This window comes from Halomonas ramblicola (assembly GCF_030409215.1).
Taxonomy (GTDB): domain Bacteria; phylum Pseudomonadota; class Gammaproteobacteria; order Pseudomonadales; family Halomonadaceae; genus Halomonas; species Halomonas ramblicola.
In genome coordinates this window covers 311,046-335,944 of the sequence record NZ_JAUFPL010000017.1, presented here as the reverse complement: position 1 = coordinate 335,944, position 24,899 = coordinate 311,046, and the positions used below count along the sequence as shown (strand labels likewise).

Annotated in this window: 22 protein-coding genes and 1 pseudogene; 11 read left to right on the top strand and 12 right to left on the bottom strand. The window is 68.0% G+C overall.

Going from position 1 to position 24,899, the window contains the following annotated elements:
- Positions 1-89 precede the first annotated feature (89 nt).
- The 4 genes from QWY80_RS05935 to QWY80_RS05920 all read right to left on the bottom strand — a co-directional run bounded on the left by QWY80_RS05935 (position 90) and on the right by QWY80_RS05920 (position 4,923).
- Entirely contained in the window at positions 90-2,009 is a 1,920-nt protein-coding gene (locus QWY80_RS05935; protein WP_290229790.1) for a bifunctional diguanylate cyclase/phosphodiesterase, read from the bottom strand.
- Positions 2,010-2,020: 11 nt separating this feature from the next.
- Positions 2,021-2,728 carry a transglutaminase-like cysteine peptidase gene (locus tag QWY80_RS05930; RefSeq protein WP_290229789.1) on the bottom strand — a complete coding sequence of 236 codons (708 nt, stop codon included), beginning with the start codon at positions 2,726-2,728 and terminating at the stop codon, positions 2,021-2,023.
- 96 nt (positions 2,729-2,824) lie between these two features.
- Complete coding sequence (locus tag QWY80_RS05925; protein ID WP_290229788.1) at positions 2,825-3,994, bottom strand: 1-acyl-sn-glycerol-3-phosphate acyltransferase; 1,170 nt, start codon at positions 3,992-3,994, stop codon at positions 2,825-2,827.
- A 5-nt stretch (positions 3,995-3,999) separates the two neighbouring features.
- Positions 4,000-4,923, bottom strand: coding sequence for a recombination-associated protein RdgC (locus QWY80_RS05920; protein ID WP_290229787.1), 924 nt, complete (start codon positions 4,921-4,923; stop codon positions 4,000-4,002).
- Between the two features lie 110 nt (positions 4,924-5,033).
- Between QWY80_RS05920 and QWY80_RS05915 the strand changes: the two are divergent.
- The 8 genes and pseudogenes from QWY80_RS05915 to QWY80_RS05880 all read left to right on the top strand — a co-directional run.
- Positions 5,034-5,393: pseudogene (locus tag QWY80_RS05915) on the top strand (acyl-CoA thioesterase); the annotation flags it as partial.
- Between the two features lie 111 nt (positions 5,394-5,504).
- Positions 5,505-8,159, top strand: coding sequence for a DNA gyrase subunit A (gyrA, locus tag QWY80_RS05910; protein WP_290229786.1), 2,655 nt, complete (start codon positions 5,505-5,507; stop codon positions 8,157-8,159).
- Positions 8,160-8,177: 18 nt separating this feature from the next.
- Positions 8,178-9,296, top strand: a complete 1,119-nt coding sequence (gene serC / locus QWY80_RS05905; protein WP_290229784.1) for a 3-phosphoserine/phosphohydroxythreonine transaminase — start codon at positions 8,178-8,180, stop codon at positions 9,294-9,296.
- Between the two features lie 56 nt (positions 9,297-9,352).
- A complete protein-coding gene (gene pheA / locus QWY80_RS05900) occupies positions 9,353-10,444 on the top strand; it encodes a prephenate dehydratase (RefSeq protein WP_290229783.1) in 1,092 nt (363 codons plus the stop codon).
- A 3-nt stretch (positions 10,445-10,447) separates the two neighbouring features.
- Positions 10,448-12,709, top strand: a complete 2,262-nt coding sequence (locus QWY80_RS05895; protein WP_290229782.1) for a bifunctional prephenate dehydrogenase/3-phosphoshikimate 1-carboxyvinyltransferase — start codon at positions 10,448-10,450, stop codon at positions 12,707-12,709.
- Positions 12,706-13,392: a (d)CMP kinase gene (gene cmk / locus QWY80_RS05890; RefSeq protein ID WP_290229781.1), complete on the top strand. Its 687-nt coding sequence runs from the start codon at positions 12,706-12,708 to the stop codon at positions 13,390-13,392. The genes QWY80_RS05895 and cmk overlap by 4 nt, the downstream gene beginning before the upstream one ends.
- A gap of 179 nt (positions 13,393-13,571) precedes the next feature.
- A complete protein-coding gene (rpsA, locus tag QWY80_RS05885; protein WP_290229780.1) occupies positions 13,572-15,248 on the top strand; it encodes a 30S ribosomal protein S1 in 1,677 nt (558 codons plus the stop codon).
- Positions 15,249-15,502: 254 nt separating this feature from the next.
- Positions 15,503-15,880, top strand: a complete 378-nt coding sequence (locus QWY80_RS05880; protein ID WP_290229779.1) for a histone-like nucleoid-structuring protein, MvaT/MvaU family — start codon at positions 15,503-15,505, stop codon at positions 15,878-15,880.
- A 54-nt stretch (positions 15,881-15,934) separates the two neighbouring features.
- On the opposite strand, the gene QWY80_RS05875 is transcribed toward QWY80_RS05880, so the two are convergent.
- Positions 15,935-16,747, bottom strand: a complete 813-nt coding sequence (locus QWY80_RS05875; RefSeq protein ID WP_290229778.1) for a helix-turn-helix transcriptional regulator — start codon at positions 16,745-16,747, stop codon at positions 15,935-15,937.
- A gap of 291 nt (positions 16,748-17,038) precedes the next feature.
- Between QWY80_RS05875 and QWY80_RS05870 the strand changes: the two genes are divergently transcribed.
- A complete protein-coding gene (locus QWY80_RS05870) occupies positions 17,039-17,332 on the top strand; it encodes a hypothetical protein (RefSeq protein ID WP_290229777.1) in 294 nt (97 codons plus the stop codon).
- Here the strand turns inward: QWY80_RS05870 and QWY80_RS05865 are convergent.
- Genes QWY80_RS05865 through queC form a run of 4 tightly spaced genes read right to left on the bottom strand, consistent with a single transcriptional unit; the run spans position 17,307 to position 19,844 of the window.
- Positions 17,307-17,612 carry a YkgJ family cysteine cluster protein gene (locus QWY80_RS05865; protein ID WP_290229776.1) on the bottom strand — a complete coding sequence of 102 codons (306 nt, stop codon included), beginning with the start codon at positions 17,610-17,612 and terminating at the stop codon, positions 17,307-17,309. The genes QWY80_RS05870 and QWY80_RS05865 overlap by 26 nt on opposite strands.
- Positions 17,609-18,454: a 6-pyruvoyl trahydropterin synthase family protein gene (locus QWY80_RS05860; protein WP_290229775.1), complete on the bottom strand. Its 846-nt coding sequence runs from the start codon at positions 18,452-18,454 to the stop codon at positions 17,609-17,611. Before QWY80_RS05860 ends, QWY80_RS05865 begins: the two co-directional genes overlap by 4 nt.
- Positions 18,454-19,098: a 7-carboxy-7-deazaguanine synthase gene (gene queE, locus QWY80_RS05855; protein ID WP_290229774.1), complete on the bottom strand. Its 645-nt coding sequence runs from the start codon at positions 19,096-19,098 to the stop codon at positions 18,454-18,456. Before queE ends, QWY80_RS05860 begins: the two co-directional genes overlap by 1 nt.
- Positions 19,098-19,844 carry a 7-cyano-7-deazaguanine synthase QueC gene (gene queC, locus QWY80_RS05850; protein ID WP_290229773.1) on the bottom strand — a complete coding sequence of 249 codons (747 nt, stop codon included), beginning with the start codon at positions 19,842-19,844 and terminating at the stop codon, positions 19,098-19,100. Before queC ends, queE begins: the two co-directional genes overlap by 1 nt.
- Positions 19,845-20,072: 228 nt before the next feature.
- Here queC and trhP point away from each other — a divergent pair, with 228 nt between their 5' ends.
- Together trhP and QWY80_RS05840 are read left to right on the top strand one after the other, a co-directional pair.
- Positions 20,073-21,491: a prephenate-dependent tRNA uridine(34) hydroxylase TrhP gene (trhP, locus tag QWY80_RS05845; protein WP_290229772.1), complete on the top strand. Its 1,419-nt coding sequence runs from the start codon at positions 20,073-20,075 to the stop codon at positions 21,489-21,491.
- A 109-nt stretch (positions 21,492-21,600) separates the two neighbouring features.
- A complete protein-coding gene (locus tag QWY80_RS05840) occupies positions 21,601-22,278 on the top strand; it encodes a TVP38/TMEM64 family protein (protein ID WP_290229771.1) in 678 nt (225 codons plus the stop codon).
- Positions 22,279-22,294: 16 nt separating this feature from the next.
- On the opposite strand, the gene QWY80_RS05835 is transcribed toward QWY80_RS05840, so the two are convergent.
- From QWY80_RS05835 to QWY80_RS05825, 3 genes are all read right to left on the bottom strand, one after another.
- Positions 22,295-22,531 (bottom strand): DUF2789 domain-containing protein, encoded by a 237-nt coding sequence (locus tag QWY80_RS05835; protein ID WP_290229770.1) that lies wholly within the window; start codon positions 22,529-22,531, stop codon positions 22,295-22,297.
- 126 nt (positions 22,532-22,657) lie between these two features.
- A complete protein-coding gene (locus QWY80_RS05830) occupies positions 22,658-23,707 on the bottom strand; it encodes an asparaginase (RefSeq protein WP_290229769.1) in 1,050 nt (349 codons plus the stop codon).
- Positions 23,708-23,729: 22 nt separating this feature from the next.
- Positions 23,730-24,887 (bottom strand): MFS transporter, encoded by a 1,158-nt coding sequence (locus tag QWY80_RS05825; protein ID WP_290229923.1) that lies wholly within the window; start codon positions 24,885-24,887, stop codon positions 23,730-23,732.
- Positions 24,888-24,899 lie beyond the last annotated feature (12 nt).

Here is a 24,899-nt window from a genome sequence, read left to right as displayed (position 1 = left end):
CGCCAACGCCAACGCCAACGCCAACGCCATCGCCCCGCCTGCAGGCGGGGCGATGGCGTTCTGGGTGCGTTTCCAGGGTCGACTGTCGATCAGCCGCCGGGGCGATCCAGCTGCCGGATGCCGGGCCCGGTGACGCCGTCCATGCCCAGTTCATGCAGCAGTTCGGCCTCCTGCAGGGTGTCGACGCCCTCGGCGATGGCGAGGATGCCGATGGAGTGGCAGAGGGTGGCCATGCCGCGCAGGATCGTCTGTTGTTCGCGACTGCCATCGATGCCCCTGATCAGGGAGGCGTCGATCTTGAGGTAGCTGAGGCCCAGGGCCTGCAGGTCGGAGATGCGGCGGAACTCGCGGCCCACGTGTTCCAGGCCCAGCCGGCAGCCGAAGGGCTGGAGTTCGCGGCACAGGCTGCGGAAGCTCTCCAGGTCGTGGATCACCATGGACTCGGGGACTTCCAGCCACAGTTTGGCGGCCGCATGGCGGTAGGATTGCATCAGGCCGCGCAGGTCGAGAACGAAGCGCGCATTACACACCGAGGCGGGTGAGAGGTTGATGCCCAGCGGCTTGCCGTGCCGGTCTATCTCGCGCAGCGTCTCGCGAGCTACCGCCATGTCCAGTTGGGTGTCGAGCTGCAGTCGGGAGATCCATGGCATGAAGACGCTGGCCTGGCGCCATTCGCCCTTGAGGCGCAGCCGCGAGGGGCATTCGAGGTGAAGCAGCTTGCCCTCGGCGTCCAGCACCGGGAAACGCCCGAGGTAGACGCCGTCCTGGAGCGATTGGGTGAGCGCCTGGCGCCAGTCGGCGTGGGTGTTGAACAGCGGCAGGCGCTGGGGACCCTCGGCGATCAACTGGGCCAGGTCGCCGCGGTTCTCGGCGGTGGCGAGCGCGCCGTCCAGGCTGGCCAGCAGGGCGGCAGGGCGGTCGCCCTGGGCGTAGGCGATCAGGGCGGAGGGCAGGCCCACGGCGACTTCCTCCAGTCCCTCTTGCAGGGTGCCCAGGCGATGGGTCAGTTCGCGCCCCAGTGGGGCAGGCTCCACGGTGCCGGGTACCAGCAGGGCGAAGTCGCTGCCGCTCAGGCGGCCGGCGACCCCCTCCCCACGGACATTGCCGAGCTGCTCCAGCTCCTGGGCGAGCGTCTTGAGCAGCCGGTCGGTCTCGGCGTGGCCGAGGTGCTCGCTGACCTCGCCCAGGCGCGAGATGCGCACCAGGGCCAGGCTGCCGGTGGCGCGCCGGTCATGGCTCTCGAGCATGATCGCCAGCTGTTCCAGGAAGGCCGACCGGTTGAGGATGCCGGTCACCGGATCATGCTGCAGCCGCTTGCGCAGCGCATCGAGGCGTTCGCTCTCGCGGCCGAGCATCTCGGCCACGGAAGTGGAGAGCTGGTTCATGGCCTGGACCACTTCCTTGAGCTCGCGGGTGCGGGGTTCCGGCGAGGTAGCGAAGCGCCGATAGCCGATGTCGCGGGCCTGTTCCACCACGCTGCGCAGCGGGCTGCGAATGCTGTGCACGATCCAGGCGGCCAGTGCCAGGCTGATCGCTCCGGCCAGCGCGAACCAGCCCAACAGGGCCAGGGTGCTGCGCCACAGGGAGCGGTAGGCGAAGCTGTGCTGGCTCTCCAGGGTGAGGGTGCCGTACTGGCGCCAGTCGTCCTGGATCACGGCGCTGCCGGGGCGGACGTCGAAGTGCACCAGGTCGACGAACCAGTTCGGCACGTCCTCCACCTGCTCCGGCCCCTCGCGCAAGTCGATGACCTCGCCGTCGGGATCGCGCAGCTCGATGCGGCGATAGTGGCCGGTATCGAACTGGGCGGCCATGAGCAGGCCGATGGTCACCGGGTCCTTCTCCATCTGGCTCATGGTCAGTGCCAGGGCATTGGCGTTATCGGCGTTCTTGATCTCCACTTCCTGCTCGATGTAGTGGCGACTGGTGGAGACGCCGATGAACAGGCTGCCGCCGAAGGCGAGCAGCAGCAGTACCGCGATGGTCAACCAGAGCTGCTTGATGAGCGACATGATGGATCTCCCTAGATGAATCCCTGCTCGCGCATGCGATCGAGCACCCGGCGCCACCGTGAGAGACGCGCCAGGGGATCGGCCCGCGACTCGCTGCTACCGCCGGCCCACAGCCCCTGGCTGTTGAAACTGAACAGCGGGTCGAGGTCGGTGCGCTGCGAGGCGGGGGTGATCGATGGCACCAGATTGTCGAGGACCAGTGGCTCGGCCGAGGGCGTCTCGTAGTAGCCCAGCACCATGTGCGCCTGGGCGTTCCGGCCGCGGCCGATGCGCGCTCGTACGTAGATCATGCGCAACTGGTCACCCGGAACGCCGAGTTGCTTGAGGGTCACGTACTTGGCGATGGAGTAGTCCTCGCAGTCGCCCTCTCCCTTGCCCAGGGCCTCCAGCGGGGTGGCCCAATAGTCCTCCTGGCCCCAGGCGCGGATGTCGTCGATCCAGCGCACCCGGCGGTTGAAGAAGTCGTTGACGCCTTCGAGGCGGCGGCGCAGGTCGGCATCCCTCAACCGTTCGAGAAGCTCGAACCACTCCTCCAGTACGGCCAGGCCGCGCTGGCCGTACTGGCGCTGCATGCTCTGGCGCAGTCGGGAAGGGTCGAAGCTGGCGTCGACGAGGGTAGGGCGAAGGCCCAGGCCGCCTGCCAGCGCCAGGGCGCCGAGCCCCGCCAGGAAGCGGCGACGCTCCGGCGATGGCAGCGGGCTAGGTGAAGCTGGCGGCATGGGCGACTCGCATCGATCAGCGTTGGCTAAAGTCTAGGTGCCGGGAAACGCTAATGCGAGCAGCAGGGGCGAGGCGTCGGCGGCACGCCCATCCTCTTACCGACACCGTCCGGCCTTGTTGCGCACGGGGTTGGCGTACTGGGCGAGCCACCAGGGGCGCAGCGCTTCCGGAACCTCTTGCAGGCGCGCCTTGAAGCGGGCCCGGTCGGCATCGCTGATGGCCGACCGATCGACCAGTTCTGGGGCGTCGCCCAGTGCCTCCAGTGCCAGGTAGTGGCTGGGAAACAGTTGATAGCCTTCCAGCACCTGGCGATCGATCTCGGCGGCCACCGCCTCGGGGCTGTCGAAGTCGGCGCCGAGCGGGGTGCCGAAGCTCAGCTTGACCCGCCCCTTGTGGCCGGTGATGCCGGCCACGATGGACTGGATGTCCTCGAATTGCCCCTTCTCGTAGTTGCCGTCGGCATGCATGGCGTGGAGTTCCCGGGCCTTCTGCAGGTCGCAGGGATCGTATTCGTAGCTGATGGCCACCGGTACCAGGCGCAGTTCGCGGATCGCCTCGCCGATGCCGATCTCACGGTCCTCGGCGCGGCGTGCCATGGTCATCATCTTGAGGATCGCCGGGTCGGTGCGATCGATGCCGTCCTTGGCGCGCCCCTCGCGCTGGGCCATCCAGATGGAGTGGTTATCCTCCGTGATGGAGTGGCGGATGTAGCCGGAGAGCTTCTGGTAGGCGGCCAGCATGGCGCGCTTGCCGCGGGCACTGCGGGGCACGATGAAGCTCTTGTTGAGGCGCATCAGGTCGTTGACGTAGGGCTTCTTGAGCAGGTTGTCGCCGATGGCGATGCGCACCGTGTCGCGACCGGCCAGGTAGAGGGCGTAGTTGACGAAGGCCGGGTCCAGGGAGATGTCGCGATGGTTGCCGATGAACAGGTAGGCGGTATCCGGATCCAGGGCGTCGAGCCCCTCGGTCTCGAAGTCGTCGGTGGTGGTGCGGATCATCCGCTCCATGTAGTCGGCGATGCGCCGCTGGAAGGCCTTGACGCTGGTTACCCCGCGCACCTCGCGGCGGATCGCCAGGCTGGCCAGGGTGCGCGACAGGCTCGGCATGAAGCGTGACAGGCGCGGCAGGCGATAGCGGGTCAGGGCGTCGAGCAGCTCGGGCTCGTGGGCCAGGTGCGACAGCACCTCGGCGACCTCGTCGTCATTGTAGGGACGGATCTCGGCCCAGGGGTCCGCGGCAGTGGTGTCGGGTCGAATCTCGCTCATGGCTCTCACGGCTTGCTCGTGGCACCAGACTCGCCGCCCAGCCAGGCGATCAGGCGCTCGATGTTGTCGCCCAGGGACTGGGCCATCAGCACGAAGTCGGTTTCCAGGCGCACCAGGGCGTCGTCGCCGTCGTCACTGGCATTGGCCTCGTCGATCAGGGCGTCGCCGAAGCGCAGCGATTTCAGGGCCAGGTCGTCGTGCAGCACGAAGCTTAGCCGGCCATCGATCTCCAGGGCCAGCTTGCTGGCCTGGCGGCCGCTCTCCAGCAATTGCTGGATCTCGTCGCTGTCGAGGTCCACCTGGCGGGCGCGCAGCACACCGTCGTCACCCTTGGCCTTCAGCTCCACCTGGTCGCCGAGCGTCATGTCAGCGGGGCGCGAGTCGGGTTCGACCAGCCACTGGGTCATGGCGCGCATCGGCAGCGTCTGGCTGGTGAGCGGGGTGACCTTGAGGCTGCCCAGGGTTTCGCGCAACAGGTCCAGCACTTCCTCGGCGCGGGAACGCGAGCTGGCAGCGATGCCGATCAGCTGCCGCCGGGTGTCCCACCACAGGTCGATCCGCTGGCTGCGCACGAAGGCTCGCGGCAGCAGTTCCTCGATCACCTGCTCCTTGAGGGTGCTTTTCTCCTGACGGCGCAGCTTGCGCCCCTCGCGGGCCTCCACCTCGGCGGCGCGCTCGTCCACCTCCTCGCGTACCACCGAGGCGGGCAGCAGGCGCTCCTGGCGCAGGGCGCTGAGCAGGCGCTGTCCCTGCAACTCGTGCAGGCGGTGAGTGCCGGCACGCCCGGCGGGCGGTGTCCAGCCCAGGCGACGCGGATCCTGACCGCCCAGCGGGCGGGCCGCCTGTTCGGCGAGGGCCTCCTCGAGGGTGGCGGCGTCCAGCTCGGGGGCATCGTGTAGCCGATAAAGGTGTAAGTGCTTGAACCACATGAAGCATTTTTCCCGGCGAAAAGGGGCGCCATTATCCCTGAAGGGGCGCCTGGGTGCCAGCGTCGATCGCCGGGATGTAGTAAAACGAGTGCTATCACCTCGACGGCTACGGCCATGTCAACAACGCCCGTTACCTGGAATTCCTCGAGGAGGGGCGCTGGGCCTGGTTCGACGAACGGCCCGAGCTGTTCCGGTGGCTGCAGGACGGGGGCCTGGCCTTCGTGGCGGTGAACCTGAACATCGACTACCACGAGGCGGCCCTCGCCGGCGATGACCTGGAGATCGACAGTCGCCTCTCGGCGCTGGGTGGGCGCAGTGCGAAGATGCATCAGCGGATTCGCCGGGTACGCGACGGTGCCCTGGTCAGCGCCGCCACCCTGACCTTCGTGCTGCTCGATACGACCGTCGGCCAGGCCATGCCCATCGAGGGCGAGCTGCGTACGCGGCTCGAGCCGCTGGTGATCGAATAGCGCGCTGCCTTTGCCCGCTCGGGGTGGTATGATGGGAGGCTGTTATTGGGCGCCCGCGGCAACGCCACTGAGGGCGGCCAACCTCTTGCAGTGCAAAGGATTCGACGACCCATGGGTGACATCGCCAGAGAGATTCTGCCAGTCAACATCGAGGACGAGCTGAAGCAGTCGTACCTCGATTACGCGATGAGCGTGATCATCGGCCGGGCGCTGCCCGACGTGCGCGATGGCCTCAAGCCGGTGCATCGGCGTGTGCTCTACGCCATGCACGAGCTCGGCAACGACTGGAACAAGCCTTACAAGAAGTCCGCCCGCGTGGTGGGCGATGTCATCGGTAAGTACCACCCCCACGGTGACAGCGCCGTCTACGACACCATCGTGCGCATGGCCCAGGATTTCTCCATGCGCCACGTGCTGGTCGACGGCCAGGGCAACTTCGGTTCCATCGACGGCGATAACGCCGCCGCCATGCGTTATACCGAGGTGCGCATGGCGCGGCTCGCCCACGAGCTGCTCGCCGACCTCGAGAAGGACACCGTCGACTGGGTCGACAACTACGACGGCACCGAGCGCATCCCCGACGTACTGCCCACCAAGGTGCCCAACCTGCTGATCAACGGCTCCTCGGGCATCGCCGTGGGCATGGCCACCAACATCCCGCCGCACAACATGATCGAGGTGATCGACGGCTGCCTGGCGCTGATCGACGACTACACCCTGTCCGTCGATGACCTGATGGAGTACATCCCCGGGCCGGACTTCCCCACCGGGGGCATCATCAACGGCCGCGCCGGCATCCTCGAGGCCTATCGCACCGGCCGCGGGCGCATCTACGTACGCGCCCGCCACACCATCGAGCACGACGACAAGACCGGCCGCGACCACATCATCGTCACCGAACTGCCCTACCAGGTGAACAAGGCGCGGCTGATCGAGAAGATCGCCGAGCTGGTCAAGGACAAGAAGATCGACGGCATCGCCGAACTGCGCGACGAGTCCGACAAGGATGGTCTGCGCGTGGTGATCGAGGTCAAGCGCGGCGAGTCCGGCGAGGTGGTGGTCAACAACCTCTTCGCCCAGACTCAGCTGCAGAACGTCTTCGGCATCAACATGGTGGCCCTGGAAGACGGCCAGCCGCGCACCCTCAACATCAAGGAGGTGCTCGAGGCCTTCATCCGCCATCGCCGCGAGGTGGTGACCCGGCGCACCCTCTATGAACTGAAGAAGGCCCGTGAGCGTGGCCATATCCTCGAGGGCCTGGCGGTCGCCATCTCCAACATCGACGAGGTGATCGAGCTGATCAAGGCCTCGCCGAATGCCAGCGAGGCCAGGGAGAAGCTGCTGGCCCGCCGTTGGCAGCCCGGCCAGGTCACCGGGATGCTGGAACGTGCCGGCGCCACCTCCTGCAAGCCGGAGGACCTGGAGGAGGGCTTCGGCCTCAACCCGACCGGTACCGACTATCGCCTGTCACCGGCCCAGGCGCAGGCCATCCTGGAGCTTCGCCTGCATCGCCTGACCGGACTGGAAACCGAGAAGCTGCTCGACGAGTACCTGGGCATCCTCGAGAAAATCGCCGAGCTCTCCGCCATCCTGGCCTCCGCCGAACGCCTGCTGGAGGTGATTCGCGAGGAGCTGATCGCGGTGCGCGACCAGTTCGGCAACCCGCGCAAGACCGAGATCCAGGCCAGCCACCTCGACCTGCGCCTCGAGGACCTGATCGCCGAGGAGGACATGGTGGTCACGGTGTCGCGTTCGGGCTACGCCAAGACCCAGCCGCTCTCCGACTACCAGGCCCAGCGCCGTGGCGGCCGCGGCAAGTCGGCCACGACCATGAAGGACGAGGACGTCATCGAGCACCTGCTGGTGGCCTCGACTCACGACACCGTGCTGCTGTTCTCCAATCGCGGCAAGGTCTACTGGCTCAAGGTCTACGAGATGCCGGCGGCCAGTCGCGGCTCGCGGGGCAAGCCACTGGTCAACCTGCTGCCGCTCGACGAGGGCGAGGCGATCAACGCCATCCTGCCGGTGCACGACTACGACCCGAACAGCTACATCCTCTTTGCTACCGCCAAGGGCACGGTCAAGCGCACCAGCCTCGAGCAGTTCTCGCGCCCCCGCAGCGTGGGCCTGATCGCCATCGATCTGGAGGAGAGCGACCGCCTGGTGGGCGCCGCCATCACCAGTGGCTCCGACCATGTCATGCTGTTGTCGTCCAACGGCAAGGCGATTCGCTTCGAGGAAGGCAAGGTCCGCGCCATGGGCCGGACGGCCCGCGGCGTGCGTGGCATGCGCCTGCAGGGTGATGCCGAGGTGATCAGCCTGATCATCCCCCAGAGCCAGCAGATCGATGCCGAGGCCGACAGCGAGGTCGAGGGCGAGGAGGGCGCCACCCTGGAGAACGGCAATGGGGGGCAGATCTACATCCTCACCGCCTCCGAGAACGGTTACGGCAAGCGCTCCCGCCTCGAGGAATTCCCGCTGCGCGGCCGCGGCGGCCAGGGGGTGATCGCCATGCAGACCAGCAGTCGCAACGGCTCGCTGGTGGCCGCCATGCAGGTCTACTCCAGCGACGAGATGATGCTGATCACCGACCGCGGCACCCTGGTGCGCACCCGGGTCGAGGAGGTCTCGGTCACCTCGCGCAATACCCAGGGGGTGATGCTGATTCGCCTGGGCAACGACGAGAAGCTGGTCAAGACCGTGCGCATCGACGAGCCGGAAGAGTCGGAGACGCCTTCCGCTGACGATGCCGAGGAAGAACTCTGAAACGGAAAGACGACACCGATGACACGTCACTTCAACTTCTGCGCCGGTCCGGCGGCGCTGCCCACCGCGGTGCTGGAGCGGGCCCGCGACGAGCTGCTGGACTACCACGGCCGTGGGCTGTCGGTGATGGAGATGAGCCACCGTGCACCCGAGTATGTGGCCATCGCCGAGAAAGCCGAGGCCGACCTGCGCGAGTTGCTGGCCATTCCCGCCAACTACCGGGTGCTCTTCACCCAGGGCGGGGCCACCCAGCAGTTCGCCGCCGTGCCCTACAACCTGCTGGGGCAGGGGGGGAGCGCCAACTTCGTTCACACCGGCATCTGGGCGCAGAAGGCGATCAAGGAGGCGCGCCACCTGTTCGGTGGAGTTCACCTGGCCGCCAGTAGCGAGGCCAATCGCCACACCGCCGTGCCGCGGCCCGAGGAGATCGCGCTCTCCGCGGACGCCGCCTATCTGCACTACACCGCCAACGAGACCATCGGTGGGCTCGAGTTCGACTATATCCCCGGCAGTGAAGGGGGAGGGCCGCGCCGGCCGGATGGCAGTGAGGTGCCGCTGGTCTGCGATATGTCCTCGAGCATTCTTTGCGGGCCGCTGGATGTCTCGAAGTTCGGGGTGATCTACGCCGGGGCCCAGAAGAACATCGGACCCGCGGGCCTGGTGGTGGTGATCGTGCGCGACGACCTGCTGGATCGCGCGCGTGCCGACATGCCCACGCTGTTCGGCTACAAGGCGCTCAGCGAGGCGGGTTCGATGATCAACACCCCGGCCACCTACAGCTGGTACCTGGCGGGCCTGGTGTTCGAATGGCTCAAGGAAGAGGTCGGTGGCCTGGAAGCCATGGGCGAGATCAATGCACGCAAGGCGAGCAAGCTCTATGCGGCCATCGATGGCAGCGATCTCTACTCGAATCCCATCTCGGTGGCGAACCGGTCGCGGATGAACGTCCCCTTCGTGCTGGCCGACGATCGCCTCGACAAGGCGTTTCTCGAGGAGGCCGAGGCGATCGGGCTGCTCAACCTCAAGGGCCACCGTAGCGTCGGCGGCATGCGCGCGAGCCTCTACAACGCCGTGCCGGAGGTCGCCGTGGATACCCTGATCGACTTCATGGCCGACTTCGAGCAGCGGCATGGTTAAGCGCCGAGCGCCAGGCGCCGTAACACTGGACACATAACGGACATCAGGGGACAAGCATGAATGACACCCCCATCGATCTCGATGCGCTGCGAAGCCGCATCGACGAGCTGGATAGCGAGATCCTCCACCTGATCAACGAGCGGGCGGCCTGCGCTCAGCAGGTGGCCCAGGTCAAGACCGCCAGGGATCCCCAGGCGGTGTTCTATCGCCCGGAGCGCGAGGCCCAGGTGCTGCGTCGGATCATGGCCCTCAACAAGGGGCCGCTGGACAGCGAGGAGGTCGCCCGGCTGTTCCGCGAGATCATGTCCGCCTGCCTGGCGCTGGAGCAGCCGGTCAAGGTGGCCTACCTGGGGCCGGAGGGCACCTTCACCCAGCAGGCCACCCTCAAGCACTTCGGCGACAGCGCCATCAGCCTGCCCATGGCGGCCATCGACGAGGTGTTCCGCGAGGTGGAGGCCGGTGCCGCCAACTACGGCGTGGTGCCGGTGGAGAACTCCACCGAGGGGGTGATCAACCATACCCTGGATTCCTTCATGGATTCGGGGCTCGTCATCAGCGGCGAGGTGGTGCTGCGCATCCACCACCATCTGCTGGTGGGCGAGACCACCCGCCAGGACAAGGTGTCGCGGATCTACTCCCACCCGCAATCCTTCGCCCAGTGCCGCAAGTGGCTCGATGCCCACTTCCCCCATGCCGAGCGGGTGCCGGTGGCGTCCAACGCCGAGGCGGCGCGCCTGGTCAAGACCGAATGGCACAGCGCGGCCATCGCCGGTGACATGGCGGCCAAGCTGTATGGCCTGACCCGGCTCGCCGAGAAAATCGAGGATCGCCCCGACAACTCCACGCGCTTCCTGATCATCGGCCACCAGGACGTGCCCATGTCCGGCGAGGACAAGACCTCCATCGTGGTGGCCATGCGCAACCAGCCCGGTGCCCTGCACGACCTGCTGGAGCCCTTCCATCGCCACCAGATCGACATGACGCGCCTGGAGACCCGACCCTCGCGCAGCGGGGTCTGGAACTACGTGTTCTTCATCGACTTCAAGGGGCATCGCGACGAGCCGCGGGTGGCGGCGGTCCTCGAGGAGGTGAGGCTGCGCGCCTCCGAGGTGAAGGTGCTGGGCTCCTATCCGATCGGCGTGCTCTAGGCCATGCGGGTTCGTGAGTCTCGCATCCTGATCGTCGGCCTGGGGCTGATCGGCGGCTCGCTCGCCGCGGCCCTGCGCGCTGCCGGCCATCGCGGCGAGATCCTCGCCTGCGACCCGGATGCCGACGAGATCGCCCGGGGCATCGAGATGGGCCTGATCGACCGCGGCGATACCCGTCTCACGCCGTTGGTGGAAGGCACCTCCATGATCGTGCTGGCGGTGCCGGTGCTGGCCATGCGCGGCGTGATGACCGAGCTGGCCGCCTGCCTCGAACGCGCCGCTCCCGAGGCGGTGATCACCGATGTGGGCAGCACCAAGGCGACCATTCGCGACTGCGCCGTCGCCGCCTTCGGTCGGGTGCCGCCGTGCCTGGTGCTGGGCCACCCCATCGCCGGCTCCGAGAAGAGCGGCGTGGCGGCGGCCGACCCCGGGCTCTATGCGCGCCACAAGGTGATCCTCACCCCGGAGGCGGATACCGACCCCGCGGCAATCGCCCGGGTGCGCGACCTTTGGACGGCCTGCGGCGCCGAGGTGCTGGAGATGGAGGTGGCACGCCATGACCAGGTGCTGGCCCGTACCAGCCACCTGCCGCACCTGCTGGCCTTCTCCCTGGTGGACACCCTGGCGCGCCAGGACGAGCGCCTGGCCATCTTCCGCTACGCCGCCGGGGGCTTTCGCGACTTCACCCGCATCGCCGGCAGCGACCCGGTGATGTGGCGCGACATCTTCGCCGCCAATCGCGAGGCGGTGCTGGCCGCCCTGGACGACTTCGAGGCGGGCCTGGCGCGCCTGCGCCGGGCCGTGGAGGCCGGCGACGGCGATGCCATGCTGGCCACCTTCGATCGGGCCAGTCACGCGCGACACTATTTCGAATCCCTGCTCAACCAGACCAGCTATCAGGCGGAATACCAGATGCAACAAGACGGCAAGCAGCTGCGCTACCGGGTGGGTCCCGGCGGCGGCGTCAGCGGGCGCATCCGTGTGCCCGGCGACAAGTCGATCTCCCACCGCTCCATCATGCTCGGTGCCCTCGCCGAGGGCGTCACCGAGGTGAAGGGCTTCCTCGAGGGCGAGGACAGCCTGGCCACCCTGCAGGCCTTCCGCGAGATGGGCGTGGCCATCGAGGGCCCCCACCAGGGACGGGTGACCGTCCACGGGGTGGGCATGCACGGCCTCAAGCCCCCCGCGGGATCCCTCTACGTGGGCAACGCCGGCACCGCCATGCGCCTCTTCTCGGGGCTCCTGGCCGGCCAGGCCTTCGACACCGAGCTGACCGGCGACGCCTCGCTGACCAAGCGCCCCATGGGCCGGGTGGCCGATCCGCTGCGCCTGATGGGCGCCGAGATCGACACCGCCGAGGGTGGTCGTCCGCCTCTCCACATCCATGGTGGCAAGGCACTCAAGGGCATCACCTACGACATGCCCATGGCCAGTGCCCAAGTGAAGTCCTGCCTGCTGCTCGCCGGCCTCTACGCCGAGGGCGAGACCCGGGTGCGCGAGCCGGCGCCGACCCGCGACCACACCGAGCGCATGCTGGCCGGCTTCGGCTACGAGGTGCACCGTGAGGGCGACACCTGCTGGCTGTCGGGCGGCGGCAGGTTGACCGCGGCCCCCATCGACGTGCCCTCGGACATCTCGTCTGCCACCTTCTTCCTGGTGGCGGCGGCCATCACCCCGGGGTCCGACCTGGTGCTGGAGCACGTCGGCATCAACCCGACCCGCATCGGGGTGATCAATATCCTCGAGCTGATGGGCGCCGACCTGCGCCTGGAAAACGAGCGCGAGGTGGGCGGCGAGCCGGTGGCCGACCTGCATATCCGCTACGCGCCGCTTCACGGCATCGAGATCCCCGTGGACCAGGTGCCGCTGGCCATCGACGAGTTCCCGGCGCTGTTCATCGCCGCCGCGAATGCGGAAGGGACCACCCGGCTGCGGGGCGCCGAGGAGCTGCGGGTCAAGGAGTCCGATCGCCTGCAGGCCATGGCCGATGGCCTGACCGCGCTGGGCGTGGAGAACACCCTGCTGCCGGACGGTATCGATATCGTCGGGCGCGGCGGCGAGGGGCCGAACTATGGCGGTGGGCGCATCGACAGCCGGGGCGATCATCGCATCGCCATGGCCTTCACCATCGCCGCGCTGCGGGCCGGCGAGGAGATCGGCATCGACGACTGCGCCAACGTGGCTACCTCCTTCCCGGGGTTCGTGGACCTGGTGCGCCGGGTTGGCCTGTCGCTCAGGGAAGAACGGGACGAGGAGGGCGCATGACCGAGACTCCGGTACTCACCGTCGATGGTCCCGGCGGGGCCGGCAAGGGCACCATCAGTCGCCTGGTGGCCGAACGGCTGGGCTGGCACCTGCTCGACAGCGGGGCCCTCTACCGACTGACCGCGCTGGCGGCGGGCAGGCACGGCGTCGCCCTGGACGACGAGGTGGGCCTGGCCGGGGTGGCCGCCGGCCTCGATGTGGTCTTCCTGGCCGAGGGCGAGGCGACCCGGGTCCACCTGGAGGGCGAGGACGCCACCACGGCGATCCGCACCGAGCAGGTGGGGGATGCCGCCTCCCAGGTGGCGGCGCTGCCCCAGGTGCGCCAGGCACTGCTGCAGCGCCAGCGCGACTTCTGCCAGCCGCCCGGCCTGGTGGCCGACGGTCGCGACATGGGCACCGTGGTGTTCACCGATGCCCCGCTGAAGATCTTCCTCACCGCCAGCGCGGAGGAGCGGGCGCGACGCCGCCAGCTGCAGTTGCGGGAGAGCGGGGTGGATGCTAGTCTATCGAGTCTTTTAAAGGAGATTCAGGCGCGCGATGCACGCGACATGCAACGCAGCGTGGCCCCGCTCAAGCCGGCCAGTGATGCCATCATGCTTGACACCACGCGCCTGACGATACCGGAAGTGGTGGATCGGCTGACGGAACTGCTGACCGAGCGTGGTCTGGCACCCGCCACCTGAAACTCCCTTGCGGCGTTCCCGGCAGGATGTGATGACGTGGCCCGGCACCGATAGCCGAGAGCCGAGCCAGGTCGAACCAGCGCCAACATCCCCGGGGGCATGGTGAATAAGGCCCGCACTCGCTGGTGGTGCGGAGGAAGCGGTACCGCCGCACTCAACGTTGATCACGTAGGAACATCATGAGCGAAAGCTTTGCTGAACTTTTTGAACAGTCTCTCCAGGACATCAACATGGAGCCCGGCGCCATCGTCGCGGCTACCGTCGTCGACATCGAGGGTGACTGGGTCACCGTCAATGCCGGCCTGAAGTCCGAAGGTCAGATCCCCGCGGCCCAGTTCCGCGACGAGAACGGCGAGCTGACCATCGCCGTCGGCGACGAGGTCCACGTCGCCCTGGAAGCCGTCGAGGACGGTTTCGGCGAGACCCGCCTGTCCCGCGAGAAGGCCAAGCGCGCCGAAGCGTGGAAGGTCCTGGAAGCCGCCTTCGAGAAGGACGAGATCGTCAAGGGCGTGATCAACGGCAAGGTCAAGGGCGGTTTCACCGTCGACGTCGACTCCATCCGCGCCTTCCTGCCGGGTTCCCTGGTCGATGTGCGTCCGGTGCGCGACACCACGCACCTCGAGAACAAGGAACTCGACTTCAAGGTCATCAAGCTCGACCCGAAGCGCAACAACGTCGTCGTCTCCCGTCGCGCCGTGCTCGAGGCCGAGAACAGCGCCGAGCGTGAGGCTCTGCTCGCCACCCTGCAGGAAGGCCAGCAGATCGTGGGTATCGTCAAGAACCTTACCGACTACGGCGCCTTCGTCGACCTGGGCGGCGTCGATGGCCTGCTGCACATCACCGACATGGCCTGGAAGCGCATCAAGCATCCCAGCGAGATCGTGGCCGTGGGCGACGAGATCACCGTCAAGGTGCTCAAGTTCGACCGCGAGCGCAATCGCGTCTCCCTGGGCCTGAAGCAGCTGGGCGAGGATCCCTGGGTCAACATCAAGGATCGTTACCCGGAAGGCACCAAGGTGCACGCCAAGGTCACCAACCTCACCGACTACGGCTGCTTCGCCGAGCTGGAAGAGGGCGTCGAGGGCCTGGTCCACGTCTCCGAGATGGACTGGACCAACAAGAACATCCATCCGTCCAAGGTCGTCCAGGTAGGCGACGAGGTGGACGTCATGGTGCTGGACATCGACGAGGAGCGTCGTCGCATCTCGCTCGGCATCAAGCAGTGCACCGCGAACCCCTGGGAGACCTTCAGCGCCAGCTACAACAAGGGCGACCGTGTCTCCGGCACCATCAAGTCGATCACCGACTTCGGCATCTTCATCGGCCTGGAAGGCGGCATCGATGGCCTGGTGCACCTCTCCGATATCTCCTGGACCGAGACCGGCGAAGAGGCCGTGCGCCAGTTCAAGAAGGGCGACGAGGCCGAGGCGGTGATCCTCTCCATCGACCCGGAGCGTGAGCGCATCTCGCTGGGCATCAAGCAGCTCGATACCGATCCGGTCGCCGAGTTCCTGTCCGTCAACGACAAGGGCTCCATCGTCACCGGTCGCGTGGTCGAGGTGGATGCCAAGCAGGCCCAGGTCGAGCTGGCCACCGACGTGGTCGCGGTGCTCAAGGCCTCCGAGATCAGCGCCGATCGCGTCGAGGATGCGCGCAACGTGCTGACCGAGGGTGACAGCGTCGAGGCACGCATCATCGGCGTCGACCGCAAGAACCGCCAGATCAACCTCTCCATCAAGGCCAAGGAGCAGGACGACACTCGTCAGAACCTCAAGAAGCTGCGCGATCAGGATGTCGACAGCGGTGGCCCGACCACCATCGGCGATCTGATCAAGCAGCAGATGGGTCAGGACTGACCGGTACCCGGTGCCGCACGTCGAAGAACCGCCGCCCCACGGGGCGGCGGTTTTTTTTAGCCGACGTTTACCGAGTGCCGACTTTACATTGGCGATACTTGCTCTCGAGTCGTAGTCCAGTGAAACTCGGAACGGGTTTAACTCCGAGTTGCAGATAATCCGTGAGTCGTCCAGACTATTGCCAGCGTTTAGCCTGAAAGCGCATAATGCGTGTCCCGATACAACTTGCCAACCCGAGAAAAGGAAGACTATCCATGTCACTGCTTAGCGAATACATGCAGATGGAACAGCAGCTCAAGGAACTCCAGTCCAACCTGGACAAGCTGCAGAACGACAAGCGCCTCCAGGCGGAACTCGAGTTCAAGGAGAAGCTCGAGGCGCTGATGAAGGAGTTCGACAAGAGCGCCGCCGACGTCATCGCCCTGCTGGACCCCCAGCCCGCCGCAGCCGCCTCCAAGCCGGCCGCCAGCGCTTCCAGTGGGCGTCGCAAGCGCAAGCTGAAGATCTACAAGAACCCGAACACCGGTGAGGTCGTGGAAACTCGCGGTGGCAACCAGAAGACACTCAAGGCGTGGAAGGACGAGTTCGGCGCCGACACCGTCGAGTCCTGGTTGGTTCGCGTAGAGGAGTGATGCAAGGCGGGGCGGCGTCACAACAAGATGTCGCCCCGTTTTCTTTCCGGCCAATCAGCGTGAGACGGCAACTAGCGGGCACTGGAGTTCCCGCCCCGTTCGGGATCTTACCAGCCGGATCGCCTCGCCATTGTAGTATTCGCCCATCTCCGGAAGTCCAACGGCCAGCAGGCTCGTCACGGCCGCGTCCAGTGCCACCCGATCGTCGACGGTCACGCAGGCACAGCGCTCACTGGGCAGTTCGACCAGGCGCAACTCGGGGGGCATGGCCAGGGAATCGGCGGCACCGGGATCCACCAGCACTCCGGAGTCGAGCCTCGGCAGCCGGCTGTCGCGGGTGGGATCATGCAGCAGCACGATGGCAGTGGCGTCGCGCAGCGCGTCCGGCAGGACGTGTCGGCAACCGTCGAGACTCTCCTCCCAGTTCTCCGCCGACGCCAGGCCGGTGTCGGCCTCGTAGCGGCGTGCCACCACGGCGGCGCCTTCGTCCAGGCGGCGCACCTTGACCGCCAGCCCGTCCGCGGTGATCCCCAGGCGCCGGAAGCTGGTGCGTCGGCTCTGGCGGTAGTGACGCGGGCTCTGTTGGAAGCGGCGCTGAAAGGCGCGGCTGAAGGCCGAGTGGTTCGTGTACCCGCAGCGGGTGGCGATGTCACGAATGCCGTGGGGGGTGTGTACCAGCAGGCGTGCCGCCTTTTCCAGCCTCAGGCTCTCCCGGTAGGCACTGGGTGACATGCCGAAGCACTGCCGGAATCGGCGCCTGATCTGGGAGCTGGAGTAACCGAGACGCTCGGCCAGGTCGTCGATGGTCCGTTGGCTCTCCAGGGTGTCTTGCAGCCAGATCTCTGCTCGCATCATCTCGTTGAACATTCTCTGGCCTTGTTCCTTGCGCGATGTTCCCGGTCCGCTCGTCGCGAGGCGCCTCCCGGCGTCATGCCTCGCGGATTCATAGGATTTTTCCTCACTTTATGCGTCCTAGGCCACAGTAAAGGCAAGTTTGAAATACTTCTATGCGCGTTGGGGCATAGTCTTGCCACTCACGGGAGAAAGGCCGGCCCCTTCGCCGCAGGGGACAATGGCGGTATACTGCGACTTTCCCTTTGTGCGGGCGGTCACCCCCAGGCCTCCTCGTCGATCGCTCCCAGGTACGACCGGTAACGAATGAAACATCAGACGCAACGCAAGCCGATGGATGAGCGCGAGAAGCTGCGCAAGTTCCGAGAACTCGATGATGCCTTCGCCGAGGCCCTGCGCGAGCTGGAGCAGCCCGACGCTCGGCAGGAGATTCCCAGCGGGCCGCCGGTGCAGCCCACGGCAGCGCCGGAAGAGGATCCTGCCACTCGACAGCGGTACTTCGAGGAGCGCCTGAGGGCGCTGATGCGGGAGTATCATCAGCCCGCCGACAGCGTCAGCCACCTGCTCCAGACCCTCAAGTCGCTCGGTCGTATCGCCTGAGGCCGGGTCCGCGGTCCGGTTCGCCCGTGCCGGACGCCAGTTCCAGGGCGGCGATGCGCGCGAGGGCCTCGCCGCGGTCGTCGCCGCACAGTTCGTGATCGAAGTCGAAGCGCTCGCAGACCGCCGGGCGGCGAGGATCGCCGAACAGCCGGCAGAGGTTGCGTTCGTCGAGCTGAACGCAGCGCACGCCGGCCGGCTTGCCGTCGGGCATGCCGGGGATCGGCGAGCTGATCGAAGGTGCGATGCAGCAGGCGCCGCACCCGGGGCGACACTCACTCATGGCCGGGCCTCGGCGATGGCACCCTTGTCGATGCCCTCGAAGGCTTGCACCCGTGTTTCGCGCCCGGTTTCCCGGGCGATCCAATCGGCCAGCCATCCCGCGATGTGCTCCACCGTGGTGGGGGTGGACAGGGTATGGCAGCGGCTGGCGGGCAGGCACAGGGAGAAGTGGCCCTGCTCGGCCTGGTAGCGGGTGCTGAGCCGTGGCGGATAGCTCGGTTCCGCTTCCTCCACCACGTCTGCCGTGTCCACCAGGTAGCAGTCCGCCAGCCGTTCGGCCCATCGGGCCTCAAGCTCGGGTTGACGCTCGCCGCCCTGCCAGATGTGCAGCCGCGAGCGATGGCCGTGGGCGATGCGCTGGCAGTTGCCGGCGTGGCGCCTGAGGCCGTGGCTGTAGGTGTAGGCGGCTCCCTCGATGGCCTCCTCGCGCAGGTGCAGGCGGATGTCGCTGACCCGCGGCGGCGGGCGGCGCATCAGCTCGCCGGCCAGGTGTTCGGCCAGGCGCTCGGGGGTGATCTCCGCCCAGGGCAGGGGGGTGAGTGCCTGACGCGGGGCGCGCAGCTCCATGGCCCAGGGCCGCGAGGTTCGTACGCAAAGGCCTTCGCGGCACTCGGCGAGTTCCACGCCGGGGGCTCGGGAGGGCAGCAGCAGGGTGTGGTCGGCGCCGGCGTCGAGGCGCTGCTTGAGCCAGGGCTTCACCTCGCCGAAGTCGAACAGCATGCCGTCCTCGCCGAGCTCGCCGTCGAGTTCCACATCCACCTGCCAACTGGCGCCGACCAGGCCGCGGGTCGGACTCCAGAGGGAGACGTCGAGCTGGGTCAGGCGGTTGACGAATAGCGTCATCAGTCGATCCCCGTGATCTTGTGGGTCTGCAGCGAGAGCCGCCACTGCGGATGGGCGAGGCAGTAGGCCACGGCCCGGGACATGCTGTCGCCACCCCCACCGGTGGGGGTGGTGTCCAGGGGCTGCAGGAAGAAGTGGCTGAAGTCGAGTCGGGTGAAGCGCTCGGGCGGAGCGTCGGCCTGGGGGAAGACCAGCTTGAGCTCGTCCCCGGCGGTGATGGCGAGTGGCGCCTCGCCCTTGGGGCTGACGCACAGCCAGTCGATGCCGGCGGGGGCGGGCAGGGTGCCGTTGGTCTCCACCGCGACCTCGAAACCGCGTTCGTGCATGGCGCGAATCAGCGCCTCGTCGAGCTGCAGCAGGGGTTCGCCCCCGGTGAACACCACATAGGGGGTGGCCACCCCCTGCTGGTCGGGCCATAGCCGGGTCAGGTGGTCGGCGAGCGCGGCGGCAGCGGCGAAGCGCCCACCGTTCTGGCCGTCGGTGCCCACGAAGTCGGTGTCGCAGAAGCGGCAGACGGCGGCGCTGCGATCCCGTTCACGCCCGGACCAGAGGTTGCAGCCGGAAAAGCGGCAGAAGACGCTGGCGCGCCCGGTCTGGCCGCCTTCACCCTGTAGGGTATAGAAGGCCTCCTTGACGTGATACATCAGCGTTCCCCCTCGGGCGAGCTGGGCCGTGGGGCCGCAGCGGCGGCGGGGTCGGGCCGCTGTGAATAGTGCAGGGGGTCGACGGCGCCGTTGACGGCGAAGGCGGCCAGTCGCTCACGGCAGCTGCCGCAGTGGCCGCAGGCCAGGGCCTCGCCGCGATAGCAGGTCCAGGTGTCGGCATAGTCCAGCCCCATGGCCAGGCCGTCGGCGAGGATCTCGGCCTTGCCGGCGCGCAGGTAGGGTGCGTGGATCTCCACCGGCGCGAAGTTGGCGATGCCGGCCACGGCGTTCATGCGCTCGACGAACTCGGGGCGGCAGTCGGGGTAGAGCACGTGGTCGCCGCCATGGGCGCCGTAGTCGACCCGGCCGGCGCCGATGTTCACCGCCTTGGCGATGGCCAGTGAGAGCAGGATCATATTGCGGTTCGGCACTACGGTGGCGGTGAGGTTTTCTTCGCCATAGTCGCCCTCGGGCAGCTCGCGATCGGCATCGGTGAGCGCCGAGTCGTCGATCAGGCCGTGGATGGCGCGGATATCCACCACTTGGTGGGGCACGTGGAGCTCGCGGCAGACGCGGGCGGCCACCTCGAGTTCGCGGGCGTGGCGCTGGCCGTAGTCGAAGGAGAGGGCGTGGACCTCGCGTCCCTCGCGCAGGGCGCGATGCAGGACGGTGAAGGAGTCCATACCGCCGGAATAGATCACCACGCTGGCGCGGCCAGCCGCCGTGGAGGAAGCAGAAAGGGTCATAGCGGGTCTCGTATCGGAGAATTTGTCGTCCGTGCAAGCCTCTCGAGAAAAAAGCACGGGAGCCGGGATCCGGTCCGGCAGGCGACATAGTTTACTTGACCGGCGGGACAGGTGCACGGGGAATGGCGCTCGGCGCTCGGCGCTCGGCGCTCGGCGCTCGGCGCTGTTATAATGCAGCCCCCTCACTTCCTGCGCCTCCGGCGCCATCGTCCTGACAACGGTGACCCCATGAAAGCTCCCGAACTGCTCTCCCCGGCGGGGACGTTCAAGAACATGCGCTATGCCTTCGCCTACGGGGCGGATGCCGTCTATGCCGGCCAGCCGCGCTATTCGCTGCGCGTGCGCAACAACGACTTCAAGCTCGACAACCTGCACCGTGGCATCGCCTATGCCCACGAGCGAGGCAAGCAGTTCTACGTGGCCTCGAATATCGCGCCACACAACAGCAAGCTGAAGACCTACCTGCGCGACATGGAGCCGGTGATCGAGGCCGGCCCGGATGCGCTGATCATGTCCGACCCGGGGCTGATCATGATGATCCGCGAGCGTTGGCCCGATCAGGAGATCCACCTCTCGGTGCAGTCCAACGTGGTCAACTGGGCGGCCGCGAGGTTCTGGCAGCAGCAGGGCATCAGCCGGATCATCCTGTCGCGGGAGCTGTCGCTCGAGGAGATCGCCGAGATTCGCGCCGCCTGCCCCGACCTGGAGATCGAGACCTTCGTGCACGGCGCCCTGTGCATCGCCTATTCCGGGCGTTGCCTGCTCTCCGGCTATTTCAATCACCGCGATCCCAACCAGGGCACCTGCACCAACGCCTGCCGCTGGAAGTACAACACCGTGGCCGCGGCCCATGACGAGACCGGCGACCTGGTGCCGGCCAACTCGGCGGCGGCCCATGCGGGAAGCGGCGTCTGGACTCCCGAGCAGGGCGGGCTGATCGCCTCCGGGGGCGGCAGCAGCACCCTGGAGAGCACCGCTACCGCGGGTGGCGTGGAAGGCCAGGACGAGCTCTCGGCACTGATCGAGGATCGCTCCCGGCCCGGCGAGCTGATGCCGGTGTACGAGGACGAGCACGGCACCTACATCATGAACTCCAAGGACCTGCGCGCCGTGCAGCATGTGCCGCGGCTGACCGAGATGGGCGTGACCTCGCTGAAGATCGAGGGGCGCACCAAGTCTCACTACTACGTGGCGCGCACTGCCCAGGTCTATCGCCGGGCCATCGACGACGCCGTGGCCGGCCGGCCCTTCGACATGCGCCTGATGGACGAGCTCGACAATCTGGCCAACCGCGGCTATACGGAAGGCTTCTACCGTCGCCACGTCCACGACGAGTACCAGAACTACGAGCGGGGCAACTCGGTGGGCGTGCACCAGCAGTTCGTCGGCGAGGTGATCGGCTACGACCCCGACCGCGGCGGACTGGAGATCGACGTCAAGAACCGTTTCGAGGTGGGCGACGGCATGGAGCTGATGCTGCCCGGCGGCAATCGTCGCTTCACCCTGGAACACATCGAGAACCGGCGTGGCGAGTCCGTGAACGCAGCCCCCGGCTCCGGCCATCGGGTGCGCATCCCGGTGCCCGGCGAGGCCATCGCCCCCGAGCGCATCGAGTTCGCCCTGCTGATGCGGGACCTGCCGGGCTGAGCTTCTCCGGCGCCGTAAGGCGCAGGCGGATAGGCGTGCGCGGTGTGAATGGCTGGGCCGGGGCTCTGCGGCATGGCACCATGGGCCGAATGCCGACCGGATGCCTGCCATGATTCTCGACCGCCTGCTGGGCAGACCCTGGCTCCTGGCCACCCTGGGCGCCGCCTTCCTGATGGCGGCGTACCTGTGGGTATGGGACTCGCCCGACCTCGCCGAGCTGCAGCATTGGGCGGAGGAGGCCTCCCATCACCCCGCCGTGGTCATCGGGGTCGTCCTGGTGATGGGCGTCGCCCTGACCATCGGTCTGCCCGGCAGTCTCGGCCTGTGGTTGATCGCCCCCTTCTATCCCCCCCTGGCGGCGGCGCCGATGCTGGTCGTGGGCAGCGTCGGGGGCGCCATCGGTGCCTATCATCTCTCCGCGTACCTCGGCGATCGCCTACCCACCGGGGGGCATATCCGGCGCATGATGCGTCACCTGGAGCGGCGCAGCGATTTCCTGACCCAGTGTGCGCTACGCATACTCCCGGGCTTTCCCCATTCGGTGGTCAACTTCGCGGCGGGGCTGCTGCGCCTGCCGCTGGGGACCTTCGTGATCGCCGCCGTGGTGGGGTTGGGTATCAAGTGGGCGATCTATGCCAGCGCCATCTATGCCGCCCTGGGAGCCGTGGAGCGGGACGAGGCGCTGGGGGCCGACGTGATGCTGCCGCTGCTGGCGCTGGCCATGCTGCTGCTGATCGGCGGCTGGGTGCAGCGGCGGATCGCGGCGAACGCCCAGGCAGGCTCTTAGCAGGCCGCTGCGCCGTTCACCCCTTGCGCAGCGAGGTGTTGAGATGATCGACCACCTCGGCCCAGTCGGCGTCCTCCTCGATGGCCTCGCGCAGGAACTCGGCCTGACCCTCGTTCCAGCAGGGCGCATCGGGCAGGGCGACCGCCTCGGGGATCGGCGCATGGCGTTCGATGAAGCGCTTGATGGATTCGGGGTCCGAGGCCAGGCCCAACTGCTCGAAGAGTTCGGTGAAGGGGTGGTCGGGGTGTTCCATGGCGGCTCTCCTGCGCGGTCGCGGGTCGGGTGTCGTGCCGGCGACCGTCACGCGGCCGCCGGCACCTCCCAACATAGCCGTTTCGGCCTAGGCCTGCCCGGCTGCCGTCAACGCAGTGGCCGGCGATCAGCGCTCGCCGACCAGGGGGGTGAGGAAGCGTCGGCGGCGTTCGGCGTCGTCCAGCGGCTGGGCCAGCAGATGGACCAGCTTGGTCAAGGCGGCTTCCGGCGTCATCGCGTCGCCGGCGAGTACGCCGGCACCGGCCAGACCCTGCCCGGCGGCGTAGTGACCGAGGGTGATGTCGCCCACCGGGCACTGGCTGATGGCCGCCAGCAGCTTGCCCGCGCCGCTCGCCTCGGCCAGTGCCCCCAGCAGGGCCGGGTCCTGGGGCAGGTTGCCGCCGCCCCAGATCTCCAGCAGGGCGCCCCTGAGCGACGGCGCCGCGAGCCAGGCCGCGACCTGGTCGGCGTCGATGCCGGGCCAGAGCACGAGGCGCGCCACGCCGCCACGCGCCAGGGGAGCGTAGTCGGGGAGTTCGAAGCGCGGGGCGCCGCGTTGCTGGCGCTCCAGGCCGCGGCCGGGATAGAGCACGGGGTCGTCGCCCACCCATTCGCCCAGCGGCGGGTAGTTGGGGCTCTCGAAGGCCAGGGGGACGCGGGTATGCCACTTGCGCGAGCGCACCCCGCGCAGCAGCCGGCCGGCGAAGGCGATGGCCACCTCCTGCAGGGCGGGGGTGGCGGCGAAGCGCAGGGCCAGTTCGACGTTGGCCAGGGCGTCGCTGCCCTCGGCCTCCAGGGGGCGCATGGCACCGGTCACCACCACCGGGCGGTCGAGGCCCTGGAGCTGGTAGGCGAGGCTGGAGGCGGTCCAGGCCAGGGTGTCGGTGCCATGCAGCACGACTATGCCGGCGTAGTCGCGATAACGGGCGGCGATCTCCGCGGCCAGGCGTTGCCAGTCGCGCGGCGTGGCGGCGCTGGAGTCGATGGGGTCGGGAAAGGCCAGGATCTCGAAGCTGGGCAGGCTGGCGCGGCGCGTCGGCGGCAGGCCGTCGAGGGCCCGATACAGGCGGCGCTCGATATCCCCGCCGGGCTCGAGGCCCTGCGGGGTCTCGAGCATGCCCAGGGTGCCGCCGGTGTAGATCACCAGCAGGGGGAGCGGGGAGCGGGGAGCGGTCATGAAGGCGGTCTCCTCTTCCGGGCTAGCGCGTCGTCACCCGTCCTGCGGCGTCGATCTCGAGGCGGCGGTTGCGCCCGGCGAACAGGGCGAAGGTGGCCGCCAGGGCACAGATCGTCAGCAGGAAGGCGGTGATCAGCGTGAGCCCCAGGTCCAGTTGCAGCATCACCCCGACGCCCAGCGGTCCCAGGGCGGCCAGGGTGTAGCCGCCGCCTTGGGCCAGGCCCGAGAGCTTGCCGGCGAGCCGCGAGGTGCCGCTGCGCAGTACGATCAGTGTCAGGGCCAGGCTGAAGTTGGCGCCCTGGCCGAGACCCAGCAGCAGGGCGCCGGGCCAGCGCAGCGTCGTCGGCGCCTGGAGCAGCAGCCAGAGCCCGCTGGCGGTGACGCCCAGCGCCAGGCACAGGGCGGGGCGCTGGTCGCGGCCCAGGCGCGCCAGCCAGGGCGCCGAGAGTGCCGAGACCAGTTGCACCATCACCGAGGCACCCATTATCCAGCCGGCCTCGGCCTCGCTGTAGCCGCGCGCCACCAGCAGGGTGGGGAGCCAGCCGAAGACGATGTACGCCAGCGACGATTGCAGGCCCATCAGCAGCATCACCTGCCAGGCCAGCGGCTGGCCGAGGATCTCGCGCATGGAACCGCCCCCGCCGGGCAGCGCCGTCCGCTCGCGCCGGGGCGCGAGGGCACCCCAGGCCACCAGGGCCAGCAGCGCCAGTGTCGCCCAACTGGCCAGGCCCAACGGCCAGCCGCCCAGCCGGTCGGCCAGGGGGATGCTGAGCCCGGCGCCCAGGGCGCCGCCCAGGCAGAGGGCCATGGTGTAGACGCCGGTCATCAGGTCGGCCCCGGTCGGCAGTTCGCGCTTGACCAGGGCCGGTAGCAGGGTGCCGGCCACGCCGATGGCGGCGCCTACCATCAGGGTGCCCAGGAACAGGGCCGTGACGGCCGGTATCCCGCGCAGCAGCAGGCCGCCGGCCAGCAGCAACAGGGCGGCGGCCAGCGCCCGCTCGGGCCCCAGGCGCTTGGCCAGCCAGGGAGCCAGGGGTGCGAAGAGCCCCAGGCAGAGCACCGGCAGGGTGGTCAGGGCGCCGATGGCCACGGCCGGCAGGCCGGTATCCTGCTGGATGCGCGTCAGCACCGGTGCCAGGCTCGACAGGGCGGGGCGCAGGTTGAGTCCCACCAGGATCATCAGGCCGATGAA